Source organism: Streptomyces sp. NPDC054863 (genome assembly GCF_053610825.1).
In genome coordinates this window covers 9,491-29,064 of the sequence record NZ_JBSGZD010000079.1, presented here as the reverse complement: position 1 = coordinate 29,064, position 19,574 = coordinate 9,491, and the positions used below count along the sequence as shown (strand labels likewise).

Below are 19,574 nucleotides of genomic sequence, written 5' to 3'. Positions count from 1 at the left end.
GCGCTGAACCCGCTCGGCGGGCAGGGCCTCAACCCCGGTGGCGCCGCAGGCGCCGGCCCGGCCGGGGGGCCGGTCAGCCGTGCGGCGGCACTGGGTGAACCGGCGGCGGGCCGGAGCAGCCGAGCCGCTCAACTCGCCGCAGAGGAAGCTGCGTTGGCCGCGAGGCGGCCGAACACCAGCTCGGGCGCCGGCGGCATGCCGATGATGCCCCCGATGGGCGGCATGGGTGGCGGCGCGGGCGGCGGCACCCAGAGCGACGAGCGGGAACGCTCCACCTGGGTGAGCGAGGACGAGGAGACCTGGGGCACGGACGAGGGCGGCGTCTCGGCGGTGATCGGCCGCTGAGCCGCCCACACCCTCCACCGCACACTCCACCGCTCCACCACTTCACCCGGCACCGACGAATACGGCGGAACAGACATGAGCAACCCGATGGAAGAGCAACTGGCGGCAGCGCTGGCCGAGTTCGAAGAGACCCGGGCGAAGCTGCGCGACGCGGGGGCCGCGGCGGCCAGGATCTCGGCGACCGTCACGGCCAAGGACCGTTCCGTGGAGGCCACGGTGGGCGCCCAGGGCGAGCTGACCCAGCTGCGCTTCCCCACCGCCCGCTACCGGACCATGCCCCCGGCGCAGCTCGCCGACGTGCTGCTGGCCACGATCAGCGCGGCGAGGGCTCAGGCCGCTGAACAACTCGCGGACGTCTACCGGCCGTTCGGGCCGATACCCGGCATGTCGGCGGACGCCGAGGGCGGCTTCCAGGAACTGGACTGGGACGCGCTGTTCGCGCCGATGCGCGAGGAAGGTCTGCCGACGCCGCCGGTGAAGGCGCCGCCGGCCAAGTCCTCGGGCGCGCTGCTGGACGAACTGGTCGAGGACGAGGAGGACGGCACCACGAGTGGCGTACGGGACGGGGAGACCGGGCGATGAGCTCACTGGACGTCGACCCGGAGAAGCTCGGCAAGAGCGGCGAGGACCTGGACAAGGTCGCGGAGAAGATCAAGCTGATCAAGGAGGACTACCTCGACAAGATCACCTCGTACCACGGCTGCTGGGGCGACGGCGAGTTCGGGGAGGCGTTCGCCAAGAAGTACCTGCCCGGTGTCGACGCCGCCCGGAAGGGCGTCAAGGAGCTCAGCAGCGCGCTGGAAGGCAGCTCGCAGAGCCTGAAGAACGCGGCCAACGACTTCAAGAACCAGCAGCAGCAGATCCTCGACGGACTCGGCCAGCACGGCGGAAGGCAGCGCTGACCCGTGTCCCTTGAGTTCCCGCCCGAATGTGCCTGGCTGTTCATGGCGCTGACCGGTGAAAAGCCGCCGAACGGTGACGAGGACAAGCTGTTCGCGCTGGCCGAGGTCCACAAGGACCTGCACGGCAAGCTGTCGAACGACCTCAAGCAGCAGATCGCCGAAGCCCTCGGCTTCACCAGGCAGAGTTTCGACGGGGACGCCGCCCAGATGTACCAGGCGGCGATGAAGAGCTTCATCGGCGAGGAGGGGCTCAGCTACTTCGACGCGGTCGCCGACCAGGCCCATCTGCTGGCCCAGTACACCCGCAAGGGCGCCACCCAGCTCCAGTACACCAAATACATGATCATCGCCCAGCTGGTGGAGCTGCTGGTCGAGGCGATCGTGGCGGCGGCACTGGCGTTCTTCTTCGGCGCGTCGATCCAGGTGTACCTGGCGAAGGTGGCGATCGTACGGTTCCTGATCCGCTCGTGGCTCGGGCGGATGCTGCTGACGCTGCTCATGCACCAGGTGATCAACGTGGGCATGGGCGTCACCATGGACCTCCTCGTCCAGTGGTCGCAGCTCAACCAGGGCAGCAGGGACGAGTACGACGGCTCCCTCACCAAGAACGCGGCCCTGTCCGGGATGGTCCAGGGCTTCCTGGCCGGGCCGTTCCAGTTCCTGGGCAACAAGTTCGGCAAGGGCCTCGCCAACCTGTTCGGCAAGGACGGCGGCAAGAACCTCGGCAAGAAGATCGACGACGCCTTCCCGCCGCCGCCGGTGCAGGGCCCGAAGGGGCCCAAGGGCGACGGCCCCAAGCCGCCGAAGACCTTCGGCAACGACATCGCGAAGAACTTCAAGGACCACCTGCCCCGCACCTTCGGCCCCGGCGCGAAGCAGGCGGGCGACAGGTTCGTCCACTCGGTGGGCGAGTCCTTCAAGAAGCACCTCGGCGGCAACGAGGCCCGCGACGTCGGCCGCAAGTGGGCGCGGGAACTGCTGGAGAACACCGGCAAGAAGGACCTCCCCCAGTCCCTCAGCAAGACCCTCAAACCGCTGGGCGACGTGGCGAACGGCCCGCTGGGGAAGGTGCTCGGCCAGGGCGCGGCCGACGTCCTCGGCAGCAACATCCTCCGGGCGGGCCTCAATTACACCGGCAAGGGCCTCTTCGAGGGCGCGCATGCGGCGGTCTCCGAAGGCATGTACAACCTGATCTTCAGCGAAGAGCACACCTTCAAGACCTCAGGACTGACCTTCGGCTCGGGCATTGTCGAAGGGCGCGTCAGCAGCAGCATGGAGAGCCTGGGCGGGCAGCTCGGCAACAACCTGCGCAACTCGGTCCTGGACGCCGGGCTGAAACTGCCGGGCAGCGGACTGGAGTCGTCGGGCGGCTCCGGGGCGGGATCCGGGTCCGGGACGGGATCCGGGTCGGGGACGGGATCCGGGTCGGGGTCCGGGGGCCCCAAGACCGAGAGTTCGGGTGGCGGTACGAACACCTCCCCGAGCCCCACCACTACCGAGACCTCTGACAGCACCGGCAAGTCCGGTGCGTCCAGCGGCAGTTCCGCGGACAGCTCGGCGGACAACTCCGCGCACAACGAGGATCAGTCGTCCCCCTCCACCTCCTCCACCGTGTCGGTGGACGAGGACGGGAACCAGATCCTGGTCATCGACGAGAACGACTCCTCCCGCTACAACGACCCCGCCTACGACGAAGACGGCGACAACAGTGCGGCGCAGACCGTCGTGGGCAACCAGCCTTCGGCAACCCAGGGGAACGGACCCTCGACCGTGTCGGCCGGTGGCGCTCCGTCGAGTACGTCGGCGAGCGGACCGAACCCCGGGGGCAGTTCCGCGCAACAGACCGGTCCACCGCAGTCGAACACCTCGAACACCTCAAGCAACTCGGGCAACTCCAACGCCTCGAACTCCCGCGCGGGATCGGGACCGAGCACCACGTCCGCTCCGAGCACCACGTCCGCTCCCGGCACCACGTCGCCGAACGCACCCACCGGCGGCCCCGCCCAGAGCCTTGCCACCGAGAGCAGTGCACCGCAGGAGCACGGGGCCGACGGGCAGACCTCCCGCTCCGAGGCTGCTCAGAACACGCTGCAGGGCCAGGACGGACAACAGCACCAACAGTCCGAGTCCCACTCCGAACCCCAACCCCAGTCGGAGGGGCAGCCGTCGACGGTGTCGCAGCCTCACTCCGAGTCCGACGTGCAGGCCCAGCCCGACCCGAAGACCGTAGAACCCTCGGAGGCTCCGGCGGAAACCCGCCTGGCTTCCCATGACAACGACTCCCTGTGGCAGCCGAGCCAGGCGGCGCCCGAGACCGTCCTCCAGATCGACGAGAACGCCGACAGCACCGCCAGTACCCACAGCACCCACAGCACCCACAGCACTGAGAATCCGATTCAGCAGTCCGCAGCCCTCCTCACGGACGACAACGCCTTCCCCAGCTCCAGCAACGGGGCTTCTCTCCCGAACACCCAGCACATCAGCACGACTGACATCACATCCACCACCACGTCCACCACCTCATCCGCCTCCCCCGCTCCCCCCTCCACCCACGTGACAGAGCTCGGCACCGACCGCAGTCAAGGCCTCGGCGGCATCCAGTTCGCGCCCTTCGGGAACGAGATCGCGCAAGGGCTGCAACGGCAGGTACGGGATTCGCTCCCCCAGGCCGTCCGCGACGACCAACGCGCCCTCGACCGCATCGACACCGAGCTCGCCTCGCTGCTCGGGCCGCAGGCCCTGCACGAGAACCGGCTGACGCTGCTGAGCCCCGACGGCCACCGCCTCACCCTCCGGACCGGTGGCGAGCCGCACGTCGTCGCCGTGCAGCTCCGGCTGGCCGGGGCCACCCCTTCGACGATGTACGGAGCCGGTGACCGCAAGCCGCCGCACAACAACGAGCAACGACAGGCAGCCACCTTCGACAGCAACTCCCAGTCCAGCACCACTGCCGTCCGCACAGTGTCCGTCACCCCGTACACCAACACCTTCAGCACCATGGCGGGCTATCTGACCGGGGTCCCCTTCTCGTTCAACATCAATGCCACACATCAGCAGCGCACGCTCTCCACCACCGTCAGTTCCGCCGTCAACTCGACAACTCTGCTGCGCAGTTCGGAACCGGCGACCCCTTACGACTACACCGCCACGAGTCGCGTACGGGTACTCTCCACCGAGACCACGACGGAGACCGGGACCGAGACCGCGCCGTTCGGCCCGGAGAGCACTCCGCTCGGCACGGTGACCGCCTGGTTCCCGGCGCATCTGGCCGATCCCCTCACCGCTCGGGCCGCGGGCGAGACCGACGCCCACAACCCCGACAACCGCATCAGCCGCGATCCGCGGGAATTCAACGCGCATCTGGACCAACTCCCGCTGTGGGCCATGGACTCCATGTCCGACGCGGGTCAGTTGCTACGGGAGATGCGCGCCACGCACGGTGCCAAGTTCGACGCGCTGTCGCCGGAGTCGCTGACCGCCGCCGAGCTCTTCTTCGGCGGGGAGCACCTGCTCGGAGCGCTGCCGTTGCAGCGCGAACCGGGCAACCCCGATGCGGGGAACCGGGACGAGGGCGGCAACGGCACCTGGTCGCCCCTGCTGTTCGACAAGAGCGGCAACACCTACGGCGCCTTCGTCGTCACCGCGGACGTCCGCCCGCGGGCCGGGGACGACCTGATGGTCGGCACGCAGTACAGCTTCGAACGCTTCCTGGACCGGCAGCTGAAGGTCGACTCCCTTTCCAAGGTGTCCAGTTCGCTCGGTGGCGAGGCGGCGGGCGGAACCGCGCTGAACAGCAGGCCGGCCACTGCGGACAAGCCCTTCCGGGACTTCAACTTCGGCTTCACCTTCCAGCCGAAGGGTGGCGGGTCCCGCCAGGTCGACACCGCGTTCGGCGCCGGCGCCCAGCACAACGTCATGCACAACCTCCGCTCCAACGCCGGCCACGTGCTGACTCCAGCCACGGTGACGTACCGCGTCGCCTTCGTCGCGGCGGACGGCACACGGGAGGCTCGGGGGCCCGAGGACAACGGAGTCTCCACCGACGTACGCCTCCGCACCCTTCCTCCGGGCAACGTGGAGCCGAAACTCCCCGACAGCAGGAATCTGCCTGCCGAACTGGAGCATCTGAACACCCTCGGCGTCTCCGCGATGCCCCTGAACGTCGACGGACGAGGGCTGAGCGACGTACTCCGGGCGGCCCGGGAGTGGCTCCGGGCGGAAGGCTTCCTGCCCGTCTCCGCCGAACAGCAGAGCAGGCCGACCACGGACGAGCGGCTGATCAAGGCCAGGCTGGAGAACCTGCGCAAACTGGAGCTGTTCGGTTCCCGGAACGGGCTGCTCGGCGCCATGGACGAACTCCTCGACGGCGGTCTGCGGCTCCACTTCAACCAGCCGGAATTGGGTGGCGGCGTCCGGCGGGTCCAACTGCGGCTCTCGCTGACCCGGCCGACCGCGACCGACGGGCCGACCGGCGTGACACCAGGCCGAGTCGAACACCTTGGTTCGCTGAGCACGGTGGACATGCAGAACGCGAGCGGGCTGCTGACCCCCGGCAGCAGCCAGCGGGCGACCAGTGACACCGGCACGCTCGGGGCGGCCGGCGAGCTGGCCCTTCCGGCGTTGGGGCCTGTCCGCGCCAGCCTGACGGGCGACTACAAGCACACCTGGCAGCGCACCGAAACCTCCACGGTGACGGCCTCGGTGGCGCACGCGCAGTTCCTTCAGACGAGCAAGCAGAACACCGAGGTCTTCCGGGTTCCGGCCACCCTGAGCATGGAGTTCCTCGAAGGCCCCTCGTTGGTGTCCAGGGAGAGCCGGTCCGGCGAGGTGTCGCTCGACCTGGCCGTACCGCAGCACCGTACCCAGGCCAGGACCGATGACGCTCCGGCCACGGAGGCGGCCCCGCCGGTGGTGGTGAACCCGCCGGACACCGCATTGCCCACCGACGGCACCTTCCTGCTGTCGGACACCTCGCTGGTCGACGTCATGCGGGGCAGCGGGAAGCTGTACGAGGCGGTGGACCTGCTCCTGCGGGACCTCTCCCCCGGCCCCCGCACCCAGGCCGACACCAACAGGGCCGCCGACCACGTGGTGCTGGAGATGGGGGAGTTGAACGCCCCGCCGCTCACCGACACACAGCGCGCCCGACCGCTCACCCCCGACGCGCCGAACACCCGGACCTCCGTCTTCTCCGCCCTCGGGACCCCCTCCACCTGGTGGTCGTCCCTCACGCACGCGGCCAGGTCGGTCGCCTCGTACGCGCTGCACGCCGGAACCGTCGTACAGCAGTCGCTGACGGGGTACGACCGCGGTGACCACGGACTGCTGCTGCACGAGGCGGTGCACGCCCAGCTCTCCCCCGGCGCCCTGATGTCGCGCGCGCAGCAGATGGTCAAGGGGCGGTACGTCATCGACGACCTGTTCGTGCCGAACGCGCTGCGGGGCACCGATCTGGTGGTCGAGGTCCGCGCCGTCCTCACGAACCCGCGGCTGATGGGCACGTACGCACAGTCCGGGAAGATCGACTTCACCGTCACCGACAGCGCCTCCCACCAGGTCACCAGCGCCACCTCGGGCGAGGGCGGGCCCACCGCGATGTTCAAGTCCGGGAAGAGCCGCGCACAGACGGAGGCCGCGGAGGCGGCCAAGAGTGCCGGGGCCGCGAGTTCCGGGGGCAAGGGGGCCGTCACCGGAGGTGCCGGGGCGAAGGGCCTCTACGGCAGGGGAACGAACCTGTCCGAGACGAGTGCCGCCTCCACCAGCATGACCCGTACGCCCGCCGAGGGCGGCACCCAGCACCGGTTCGTCGCCGATGTGACGTACGAGGTGACGGTCCACCGGGGTCACCGCGGGGTCGGGCCGCTGCACCACACCGCCGCGAGCGTGACGCGCACCGTTTCGGCGCCGGACGGCATCCAATTCCTCTCCACACCGGATCAGTTGAGGCACAACGCGGTACTCGGCGCCGTTGACGGGGTGGCCGCCAACCCGCCGCGCGAGCGGAACGTGCCGCTGCCGTACCGCTTCCGCGAGCACGGGCTGCTCGGGCTCGCCGCGGTGCTCGACGTGACTCCGCTTGCGCACCGGATGCCCGACCCCGAGGTCCCGCCGGCCACGGACGAGGCGACGCCGGTGACCGCGGCCGACCCGGCACCCGTACCCCCGAACCAGCCGCCGCCCGCCCCCGACCTGTTCCGTGAGCGCCTGAGCGCCCTGGTGCAGGCGCATGCGCCGGGCAGCCTGACCCCCGGCAACCCCTCCTACGTCCCCGGCCTGTCGCAGCGCATCGCCGACTACACCTCGCCCGCCGCGCTGGTCGCGCTGCCGGGCCGGGGAGCAGACGGCAGGCTGTCGTTCACCTTCCCGTACTCGGACCGCCTGCTGCGCGTCCGTGACCTCACGGTGCGCCTGTCCGCCGCACCGGCCTGGGACGCCGCACAACTGGGCCGCGTACGGGGCCAGGTGTCGGCCCAGAAGGCGGCGCTGGAGAACTTCACCCAGCACGCTCCGGCCAACATCACCAAGAGCACCGCCCGCACCACCCGTTACGGCGTCAGTGTGCCGGGCAGCGCCGCCGTGCCCACCTCGGCCAGCACCTCGCGGAAGGTGACCGTCAGCTCGTCCCTGGGCAACACGACGACCAGGACCGACACCGTCAGCACCACCAGTACGGCGGAGGACCGGATCTGGCAGCGCACCGAGGGCGGCAACGAGTTCGAGCTCGCCTATCACCTCGGCGCGGAGCTCGTGATGGGCACCACCACCCACGCGATCGAGCCGGTCGACGCGCGGGTCGTCGTCCGCTTCTCCGGCGACCGCCTCCAGAACAGCCCGGAGACCAACGCCCGGGCCGGTCTCCGGGCGAGGGACGACCGGCTGTACGACGACGGGGTGCACCCGCAGTACCCGACGGCCACCCGGCCCCGGCCGGAAGGCACCCCCGCACTCGATGCCGCCGCCCTCGCCCGGCACCGGGCTCCGCTGCTGCCGACCGGAAACGAGGTCGTCCAGGGGCTGACCCACCACACCCACCTGCTGACGGCCGTGCTGGAGGTGGCCCCCGCGCTGGGGAAGGCCGGCCTGCCCTCCGGCCCGTCCGCGGAGGCGGCGGCCGTCCGGCTGTCCGAGCTGGTGCAGGGCGGGCGGATCACGCTGGACCCGGTACGGATGGCCGCCGGCGCGGGCGGCGACCTGACCGGCACCGGCTCGCACCCCCAGGCCACCCTGACCACCGAGGTGTTCCACCCGAGACTGATCGACAACACCCTGGGTGTGACGACCGACCGGGTACGCGTCACCGGCTTCACCACCACCGCGAGTTCGGCGACCGCCCGCAACGCCACCTTCACCCTCGGTGTCGTCGGCACCCTGGGGGCCGACGGGTCGCACGGTACGGGCGCCACGCTGACGCCCTTCTCCTACCAGTCGACGCCCGGCGGCCAGGGCGGCGGCATCGCCGCGGTCGGCCGGCGCTGGGAGAAGACCGGCACGGCCGGCGGGCCCACCGCGACGGCCGGAGCGCGGACGCACGAGATCGAGGTCGAAACGCTCACCACGGTCACCGGACCCGGAGGCACCCGGTACGTGACGGGCGCCGCGATGATGCGCGTACCGGAACGCGACCTGCTCGGGCTGGACGTGCTCCCGGAAGGACGTCGCGGCGGCGGGATCTGGGACCTCTCCGCGCGGGACGTGCGCACCCTCTCCGTCCCGGACCTGGCGGCGCGGCTCAAGAGCGATCTGGCGACGCTGCCGTCGGGGACGGAGCCGCAGCTCTGGATCGACCTGGGGCGGGCTCCGTCCGACGCGGCGCGGCTGGAACAGCTGACCAGGGCGTCCGACACCGCGCGGGCCGGAGACTTCACGGTGGAGCTCGCCCTGCGCGACGCGGACGGCACCCGCTTCGTACGGTTCGGGCCGGACGGCCGGCAGCTCGTCCCCACCGCCGGAGAGGGCCAGGAGCAGCAGCGCGGACGAGGTGCGCAGGCGGCCCTCGGGGACTTCCGGCTGCCTCCGGTGAGCGATCCGCAGCCGGAGTCGCTCGCCTCCCGGCCGCTCCAGTGGCCGGCCCCGGGCGCACCGGCAGCGGAGCAGACCGGTTCCCCTCCCGGCCGCCCGGCCACCGTTTCCGGTGCACCCGCCGCCGTGTCCGCGGTCCCCTCCGCCGCGTCGCCTCGCCGCACGGACGGGCCGCGCCCCGAGGCCGACCGGGCCGCCCGCCCCGTACTCGCGGGCGAACTGCGGCAGTTCGCCGGTGCGGCCACCGCCGCCGTGCAGACCGAGCGCTTCGATCCGCACGTCACCCAGAGCGGCGGCCTCAAGGGCACCCGGGGCCGGCTCGACGGCTCCATGACGCTGATCCGCAACCACGTCCGGCGCGAGCAGCTGCCCGACGGTCGGACGGTGCGGCACTTCTTCGTGGCGCTCCCGTTCGCCCTCACCGACGGGCTGACCCCCGCGCACCTGTCCTCGCTCCGGAGCCGGATCCAGTCCGCCTTGGACACGCAGATCAACATCGGTTACCAACTACCCGTGTCCCAGGACCAGTTGCACGTCACGGCGGAGTTCGTGCACGCGCCGGCGCACGGCGAGGTGGTCACCCTCTCGAACGCGGAGCGGCCTGCCCGTGCGGATCAGCGCGCCTGGGACGTCGGCCACAGTGACGCCGTGCTGATCCACGAGATCCTGCACTACCTGGGTCTCGCCGACGAGTACTCCGACGGCGACTCCGAGCAGCCGCATCTGTTCCGGCAGAACGACCACGCTTCCGGTGTTCGCTCCGACGGCCTGATGGCCGACACCGGTCCGGCGTCACTGCGGTCCCTTCCGGCCGCGTACCTCCGTACGATCGAGCAGGTCAGCCTGCACGCGGTCATCCCGCTGCACACCGCGCCCGCCACCGCGTCCAGCACCGGGCCCACCACCACGTCCACCCACTCCGTCCCACCGGGCGGCACGCCGGGATCCTCCCGCCTGGCCGCCTCCGACCCCGGCGCCCCCGTGCCGGCGACCAGTGCGGCGCCACGCGACTGGAGCCGGCCGCTGTCGGCGTACGTCATGGGCTACGGCCACCGGGGCGACGGATTCGACGGCGTCGGCATGGAGCACTTCGAACCGCTGTCCAGGGCGGCCATGGACGGGCTGCACCAACAGTTCGCGAGGGAACTGGGCACCCACGGCGTCGACGGGAACACGCTCTCCGACGCGGACGACAGGGCCGTACGGGACGCGCTGGAAAGGGAGTTGGGACCCTCCGTCCTGGACTCGCGGATGCCGTACCTGCTGAGCGAGCACGGGTACGCGCTTCCGGTGCACCTGTCGGACGGTCCGCGCACCGTCACCGTACGGCTCACGCTCTCCGACCCGGTCACCTCGACGCGGTACGGAGCGCACACCACCGAGGATCCGCTGCGGCGCATCGAGAAGCGGGCCACCAGCACGCTCGACCACAGCGCGGCGTCCGGTTCCATGAACGCGCGCACGCTGCCGGTCCCGCTGACCGGCAATGTCCTCGCCGGAATCACCCGGTACTACACCGGGACCGCCTTCAGCCCGACGCTGACACTGACGCACAACCAGCGCGCCTTCTCCGCCACCACCGCCGAGAGCATCGGCCAGACCCAGGTGATGCGCAACAACACGCCTTCGCACCCGGTGGACTTCAGGGCTGTCTGGCACGTGGGCGAGAGGGCCACGGAGCAGGCGGCGACCGACGGAAGGACGCCCGGCGAGCTGGTCGGCCGACTGACGGTCCAGTTCCCGGACCGGGTGGCGACCCTGCCGGACACTCCCGTACAGCAACCGCGGCAGGGGCAGCAGTCGGTCGACGTCGCCGAGCTCGGTGATCTGCCGCTGTGGAGCGTGGACTCCCTCAAGGACCCCGGATTCGTCAGCAGGGGCGCGCACGCGCACCCCGACCTCGGTGCGTTCCTCGACTCCCTCGCCGACCATTCGCGTGCGGCGGTCGCGACCCTGTTCGGCGAGGCCAACCTGCGCGGCGGGCTCCCGCTCCAGCGGCGGTACGAAGCGCATGACGACACGCTCTCCCCCCGGTTCCCCGGCCGGGGCGGCCAGTACAGCCCCCTGCTGTACTCCCCCGGCGGCGCGGTCCTGGGCATGCTGCGCCTGACCGCCGACCTGCGGCCGGCCGCCGACCCCAAGCTCACCTCACTGCCCGGCGACTTCTTCCTGGAGAGCCACCTCAGCCGCACGGTCAAGCTGGACACTGCCGTGAAGATCAGCTCCGGGATCGGTCTCGACATCAGCGGGAACTCCTCCTTCCTGCTCAACTCCACCGTCTGGAACCCCACTTCGGCCGGCGCACTGGGTGCCGGACTCGGTTTCGGCCTCAAGGCGGGTACGAAGCACAGCCGGACCCACGGCCACAGCTCCGGCGGTTCGGCGACGGTCAACCACACCTTGCGCACCACCATGACCAACCTGACGGTGGGGTACACCGCCTCGTACACCGTGCACCTCCTCACGCCCGACGGCAGGGACCGGCCCATCCGGCTCGACGGCGAAACCGCTCTGAGAATCCGGTCGCTCCCCCGGGACAGCGCACTCGCCACGCCCACGGTCCGTCGCGTGCCCGCACCCGAGTTGGCCGCTCTCCAGGGCATCGGCGTCTCGGCCACCCCGCTCCAGGTCGAGGGCACCGACCACCTCTTCGACCTCGCGGAAGGGTGGCTGCGCAGCGAGGGCTTCCTGCCCCCGGCCCAGCCGACACCCCGGCGCGACACCAACCTCGCCTCCCAACTGCTCGACGACGCACGGCAGTTGCCGTCCCGGCTGCTCGGCGGCCCGAGCGAGGCGACACGGTCCGCACAGCTCGCCAACCTCCGCCTCTTCGAGCAGAAGCGGTCACCCCTGGGGCTGCGTGCCGCGCTCGACGACATGGCGGGCGACGCACACCGCACCTGGCTGACCCTGCCGGGCGACCTCGTCGGGGGCGAACGCCGGGTGGAACTGTCGCTCTCCGCGGTACGCCGGCACCAGACTTCGCCGGACGCGGGTCATCAGTCGGCGGACGTACGGCACACCCACTCGCTCGCGAACGTGCAGACGATCAACATGTCGGCGCTGTCGCTGCCAGGCGGTGAGCAGCATGCGGCGACGACGTCCACGAACCGGGGCGGCGGGCTGGCGCTCTCCGGCCCGACCCTCCCCAGCGTCCCGGGCGCGCCGTCGACGCTCACTCCGGCGAAGGCCAGCGTCTCCGGCAACTACCAGCACACCCGCACGTACAACCTGTGGGGCGGCACGGAGACCACCAGCAACGGCCTCGGCCACGACCAACTGGTCCTGACCAGGAACAACCCGACGGAAGTCTTCTCCGTACCGGCACACTTCACCCTGTCGCTGTACGAGGGGACGGGCTCGCTCCCGGTCGAGTCGTTCAGCACCACGCACCAGCCGCCCGCCGACGCCCATGTCGTGGACATGGGGCAGCCGCCCCGGGCGGGCAGTGTGCTGCTGGCGGTGCCGTCCGACCGTACGCTGGCGGCCGACCCGGCTCAGGCCCCGGCGACCGCACCGGCCGTCCCCGTCATCAGGGAGTACGACCCGGCGCGCGACGACGGGCCGCTGAACTTCGCGGATGCCACCGACGGGGACGACGCCGAGGGGCACGCCACCGCCCAACGGCTGCCGGACGACGCCTTCGTGGACCTGGTGCGCGGCTCCGAGCGGCTGAGGGCCGCCGTCACCGAGGGCTTCCGGCAACTCGTCGCCACGGCCGAGGACCCGGCCCCGGCAGGGCGCCCGGTCACCGCCCCCGCGTCCGGTTCCTCCCTCACCGACCGGCTCTCCCGCACAGTGCTGGGCGGGCAGGTCAACGACCGGGGCACCGCGCTGACCGAGCAGCTGCACACGGCGATCAACTCGACCCAACTCGCCGCCCGCGCACACCAGTTGTTCAAGGGCAGCTATGTCATCGAGGGCCTGGTGCTGCCCGGCATGGGCAACGACACCGAGTACTCCGTGGAGATCCAGGCGTACGCGAAGAACACCGCCCTGGCGAACGGCGCGCCCACCCACGCCCAGTACATCGAGACCGGCACCAACACCTCCCGCTCCCAGGCCTTCCAGCGCACCCGGGGCAGCACCAGCACGCACAGCGGTGGTCTCAGCCTGACGGTGCCCGAAGCTCCGCGCATCCAGCCGGCCTTCGGCTACTCCCGCGCCTCGCTCCGGGAGAGCACCACCGGCGTGACCACGAGCAGCACCGTCACCCGGACACCGGCCGAGTCGACGACGCTGTACCGGTTGAGCGCGGACACGACCTTCGTGGTGACGATCAGGAAGGGGTACCGCAACCTCTTCCTGAACGCGGCTCCGGTCACCTGGCAGCGCTCGGCGGGGCTGCGCCCGGAGGACTTCCGGGTTGCGGTCGACGTGCCCCAGGGTCTCCAATTCCTCACCACGCCCGACCAGTTGAGGCGTAACAGCGAATTCTTCACCGCTGCCGACAGCGGTACCGAGGGTGGTGTCAGGGGCGGTGTCGCGGGGGTGAACATCCCGGGGCACCGGCCGACGCACCTGGAGTTCCCGGGCGCCCTGCGGGACGGGCGGCTCTCCGGGGTGGGTGCCGTGCTCAATGCCGTACCGCTGACCGCACGCCCGCCCCTGGACGCGCACCCGGCGGACTCCGACGCACGTACCCGGGCCCCCGACCGGACCGCACGCAACCGTTTCGGCGCACGGATCACCGAGCTGGTGGAGCAGGCCGCCCCGGGTCTGCTGTCGCCCGGCGACTCCTACAGCCCCGGTGCGCGTGAGCGGATTCACGCGCTGACGTCGACGGCGGGCATGCGGGTACTGCCGTCCCGGGGGCAGGACAATCCGATCCGCCGCAGTTTCGTGCACGTGCGCAACGGCATGGCGCAACTGGTGGAAGTGTCGGTGTTCGCCACGCCGTTCACCGATCTCGGCCTGCTCAGGGGCCATGCGGCGTCCGCGGGTTCCGGCCAGGAGAATGTCTTCGCGCATTCCCCCGGAAACACCCAGGCCTCGGACACCACCTCCGTGCAGCACGGACTCAATGCCACCCTCGGCACCAGCTACGAACGGCGGATGGTCGGCCGGCACACCGACAACATGACGCCCCGGGCGACCCACAGTTCCACCCGGGCGGTGAGCACGGGCTCCGGAGTCTCCAGCGATCAGCGCTTCTGGCTGCGCAGCGACAACGCGGCCGAGTTCGCCGTCGAGTACGACTACCACGCCGAGGTCCGTACCCGTCCGGTGCCCTACTCCCTGAACGCCCTGGCCGGCCGGCTGAGTCACCCCCTCACCGAGGGCACCACGCAGGTGCTCCGGGACGCCGTGCCGGTACGGGTGGATCTGCGGCTGACCGGCACCGATGTGCACATGGCGCAGGCGCGGCTAGAACCGGCGCACGGGCCGACGGGGACCCCGCCCAGCGGCCTGGGACCCGGCCTGATCGTGTCGGGGCCGGTGGTGGTGCACCGCTTCACCGGGCTCGACGCCTTGCGTACGGCGCTGGAGGAGGTGGCTCCGGAGCTGGCGTCGCGCGGAGTGCTGTCGTCGCAAGGCGGGAATGCCTCCTTGGCGCTGGCCCAGCCGCAGGCGGAGTCGTTGGCGCTGGCGGACGCGGACGCCTTGGCGCGGGCGGACGCGGAAGCGATGGCCACGGAGGCGAGCGACCTGGCGGCGGTCCAGTTCGGCGAACTCGTCCAGAGCACTGCTCTCGCGCAGGCGAACGGCTCCCCGTCCGGCACCGGCCACAACGCCCACGTCACCCACCGGACCGGCAACGGCCGCCCCGAGGAGACCCCGCTCGACGACGTCGGGCTCGCCGTCCTCCTCGGCGGCACCCTCCCGACGCACGGCGCGACAGCCCCGCCCGTGCACGTCTCGGTCGGCCTCTTCCGCCCGGTCCCGCTCTCCGAGAGCGGCGCGCTGGCGATGGACCGCGTGCTCATCCAGGCCACCTCCGGCACGTCCTCGGCGACCCGGACGAGCGCGACGGCGGTCACCCTCCAGAGCAAGCACGACCTGACCGAGGCCAAGGCCGCCTCGATCGGCCCGGAGTACCCGCTCGCGCAGACCCAGACCCAGCAGCCCGGCTCGGCGGCCTCCCACACGGCGACCACCCGTGACTGGAAGCGCCAGGGCGACACGTCGGAGCCGACGGGCGAACGCCGGTGGCGGACCCACCTGGCGAGGGCCACCACCCTGATCACCGTCTCGGGCCCGGAGGGCGTCCGCCACGTGCAGGGCTCGGCCCTGATCCGCGTACAGGAGCGCGACCTCCTCGGCATGGGGGTACTGCCCTCCGCACACGTCACCACCCACGTCTTCGACGTGACGCGCTGGCGCGCGGACCGGCCGTTGGACGCACCGAACGACGCGCCCGCGCTGGCCCAGGAGTTGGCGGCCTACATCGCGACTGCCGAGGAGCGCGGGAGGGGCGCCGAACTGTGGCTCGACGTACGTGACGGGGCGGCCGGCCGACGCGGTGCGCTGAACGAGGCGGATGCGCGGGCCCACGCGGAAGACGTCGCCACCGGGGTGGTCGAGTCGCTCCAACGCCCGGTGGAACTGAACCTGTTGACCTCCACGGGCATCGTACGAAGCAACTTCGAGCCCCGGGCCGAGTCCGAGGGGCAGCAACTCCACCCCTCCACAGGCCCGCTCCTCTCCGACGCCGAGCACGCCAGGAACGAGGTGGTGAGGCGACGCGTCGTCGGCACCGCCACCGGCGCGGTGGCCACCGCGCGGCTCCACGCCTGGACCGCGTACGAGCACGCGACGGACACCTTGGCCAGGGCACAACTGCGGGAGGAGGACAGCTCACGAAATGGCGAGAGTTCGCGCGGCCCCTCCCCGGAGACACTCAGGGCACGACAGCAAGTCGCGGAGGCCCAGACCCGGCGGGAAGGAGCGCAGGACGCCCTGCGTGCACTCCACCTTCATCCCGACGCCCTCAGCGCGCTGATCCAGTGGGACCTGAGGAAGCTCACCGGGACGACCGGCGGACCCCTCGGCGACTCGTCGACCCACCATCCGTCTTTGACGGCCGTGGACACGACTGCGGACACGGTCGTGGACACGACTGCGAACACGGTCGTGGACACGGTCGTGGACACAACGGCGAACACGACTGCGGACACGGCCGTGGACACAACGGCGAACACGAACACCGACACGCCGGATGCGGCCCCCCTCGTCTCCACGCGCCCGACCCAGCCCTGGTCGCCGCCCGAGCCCCTCACCTCCTCGTCCTCCTCCTCGGCTGCGGCCTCGTCCTCAGCTGCTCCTGCGGCAAGCACCAGGAGCACTCACGTCAACCAGGCCTTCCTGGACCTCCTCGGCACCGGCAGGCCCGACGCCTCCGACGGGGACCAAACCCTGTCCGAAGCCGACTACCGCGACTGGGTGCAGCAGAGCCTGGACAACTCCCACAGAATTTCCTATGTCGTCAACGCCATGGTCGGCGCCGACGAACTGGCGGCGAATCCGCAGAAGTTGCAAGCCTTTCTGAACTCGATCCAGCAGGGATTGACCGGATTCGACGGACGAATTGCCGTTGTCGTGGGGGTCAACAGCGTCTATGTGGACGCGAACGAGAACAAGCCGGTATCGAAGAAACAGGAAGAAGCCAGGCAAAGAGACATCAGCGCGGCCCACGAGAAGATCCACCAAGCCATCTCCCGGGCCGCCGCAACAGCGAGCTTCCCGCATCCGCTGGCCCTCGTTCCCACGCCCATCTCCCAGAAGAAGGCCGGAGAATTCCAGTACGGCAAGGCACGCAACGCCGTACTGGACAGCCCGGCGAATCGCCGGACGATACGCACGTTGATGAGCGGCCGGGAAGTGAGCACGCACCCGTACCTCTCTTTCATGGACTTCGACGAGTACCCGCACCTCACGCCCGACGGCCGGCACATCTTCACCTACTTCGAAGCGCGGCTCATGGACGATCCCCTGGTCACCAGCGAGGAGTGGGGGCAGGGCTGGGGCGAGGAGTTCAAGAAGAAGGACGCCAAGGACAAGGACGAGGGGAAGGATTCTCCGGAACCGCTGGACGACGACGAGTGGCAGCCTTCCCCCTTCCGCCCTCTGATGATGTCCGGCGGGTACCGGCTCCCGGCCGAGGGTGACGAGGCAGCACTGACCCGCACCCGAGAGATGACCGCGAAGAACCTCGACAAGACGCAGGAAAGCGCCGGGAAGAGAGCTGAAGAGAAGGAGAAGAGCGAGGAAGAACTCAGGGCACTGCTGGAAAAGGAAAGCCAGACACCGAACGAAAAGAAAACGATCACCAGCCTGCTCAATGCGATAAAGAAGGCAACCCCCTCCCCCAACATCTTCGAAGAAGTGTCCGCCAAGAAGGACAAGCGGACCGACGAGGACGAGGCACAACTGCTCCAGCACCTGGTCGCGAGCGCCGAAGAGCGCACTCAGGTGAGGGAGGCGCAGAAGGACGCCCTCACCGAACTGCTGAGCAAGCCGGAGGCCGAACGGACGGAGGGTGACAGGGACGCGATCAACGAGCTGCTGAAGAGGCCGGGAGGGTGGAAGGACCGGACCCCGGCGGAGCAGGAATTCCGCGCGGAGCTCATCAACACAGCTCTCGCCGGTCCCGCCAGGAACACGATCGGCCAGGACATGCAGATCCGGACCGTACAGGCGATGATCCACCCCCTGCTGCCCTATTCCCCGGAGCCGAACCTCTTCGTGGACGCCGCCGCCACGCTCTTGAGGACGGACGGGGTGTCCGTCAGATTCTCCGACGGAGGCTCGGAGTTCCGTGGGCTCGGCGATTCACTGAATACGCTCGCCGCCTGGGAACTGGCCTTGCGTCTTCCCTATGAGACCCCCGCCACGAGGCTTCGGGATCCAGAGTTCAAGAAGGCGTTCGCAGAGAGCCAACGGACACTGCGGCGGATCGACGCCGACAACGGCAGGCTGCCCCTGCGCGGCCCCGCGTACGTCGTGGAGCACGTGGCCGCATCGACCGAGACCGATCTCTCCCGGCTGGTGGCCGGGCTGATGGACTCGGGCAATCTGCCGCAGAGCCACGTGCCCGTCCAGAACGTCTTCAACCAGATGTTCAACACCGGCCCCGAGGCACGAGCGAATCCGGCAGCACGCAAAGAACTGAGCATGCCCAAGTTCCGCGACCGCTGGCTGGATTCCAGCTACCACGCGCAGGAGACCGTCAACGTACCGCTCTCCTCCGCCGATTCGAGCGGCGTCTCCTCCCCGGCACCCACGGTGAGCACCCGCAATGCGCTCTGGCCCGTGCGTCACCCGAACAGTGCCGAGAATCCCGTTCCTGACTCGTACCGGGCAAGGAACGTCGTACCTCACTCGGACAGGCCGGAGTACGTCAGGAGTTCCGCGAACAAGGAGGACCCGCAGCTCGGATTCGGGCTGCCGGTGAACAAGGCGATCTCTTCGAAGGTCCCCGAGGAGGTGCCGGCCGGTGTCACCCTCAACGACACCTCGGACCTGCACGCGGGCATCAGTCCCAGTCAGGTGGTTCTTCTCACGGAGGCGCTCGCCCTGAGCCCCGACGAGTACAAGCTGCTGGAGAAACTCCGCCTGTTCGCTCGCGAGTACCTGACCGCTTTCGGTCCGGACCACGTACCCCCGGACACGCTCAGGAATCAGCCCGGTTCGCTCTTCACCGCTCTTGATTCGATCACCGTGCCGAACCGCCCGCCCGGCGAGACAGCTCTGTACACCATGCTCAACAGCCTCTACACCAGAGCGAATTCACCCGTTTCGGCGACCGAGGGGCGCGCAGATCTCGGGCATCTGAGGGACATGGCCGACGGTGCACTGGCAGCAGGCATGCAGGCCGGGGACTTCTTCGTCAGGATGGCCACCGGACGGATCCACCCGAGCACCGATTCCGTCAGTACGGACACGGGGGCGGTGACCGGGACCTCCGTGCCGTTCTCCGCGTACCGCGACCCGGAGTCGGGCCACACCTTCACCCTGGACGCCGCCGCGCTGTACCTCCTGGGCCAGTACGCCACCGCGCTCGGCATGGACATCCACCTCACCGATCCGAGCGGTGCCACGCACGTGGTGTCCGGCGGCGGCCCCGCCCACCGGCATCTCGTGCTCACCTGGGAGATCGCCTCCGAGAAGTCCCCCGACACCGACGCCTGGGGGAGGCCGGTCCCACCGCAGCCGCCGCGGCTGCTGGGCGGGTGGCGGGCCAGGTTCGGCCCCGACGAGCCTGCGGCCAAGAGCCCCTCCGCCTTGAGCCTGAACGCCACCAACATCCTGCTGGGCAACGACGTGACCGGCGACGGGGAGGGGTCCCGATGACCTCGACCATGCCTC

General features: G+C 70.3%; 3 protein-coding genes and 1 pseudogene. All 4 read left to right on the top strand.

Annotated features, from left to right (window positions below; genetic code table 11):
- Positions 1 to 345, top strand: a pseudogene (locus ACWGIG_RS16900) (AAWKG family protein); the annotation flags it as partial.
- Positions 346 to 420: 75 nt separating this feature from the next.
- On the top strand, positions 421 to 927 hold the full coding sequence (locus ACWGIG_RS16895; RefSeq protein WP_453322375.1) for a YbaB/EbfC family nucleoid-associated protein: 507 nt from the start codon (positions 421 to 423) through the stop codon (positions 925 to 927).
- On the top strand, positions 924 to 1,247 hold the full coding sequence (locus ACWGIG_RS16890; protein WP_453322374.1) for a WXG100 family type VII secretion target: 324 nt from the start codon (positions 924 to 926) through the stop codon (positions 1,245 to 1,247). The genes ACWGIG_RS16895 and ACWGIG_RS16890 overlap by 4 nt, the downstream gene beginning before the upstream one ends.
- 3 nt (positions 1,248 to 1,250) lie before the next feature.
- Positions 1,251 to 19,559: a WXG100-like domain-containing protein gene (locus ACWGIG_RS16885; RefSeq protein WP_453322373.1), complete on the top strand. Its 18,309-nt coding sequence runs from the start codon at positions 1,251 to 1,253 to the stop codon at positions 19,557 to 19,559.
- Positions 19,560 to 19,574 lie beyond the last annotated feature (15 nt).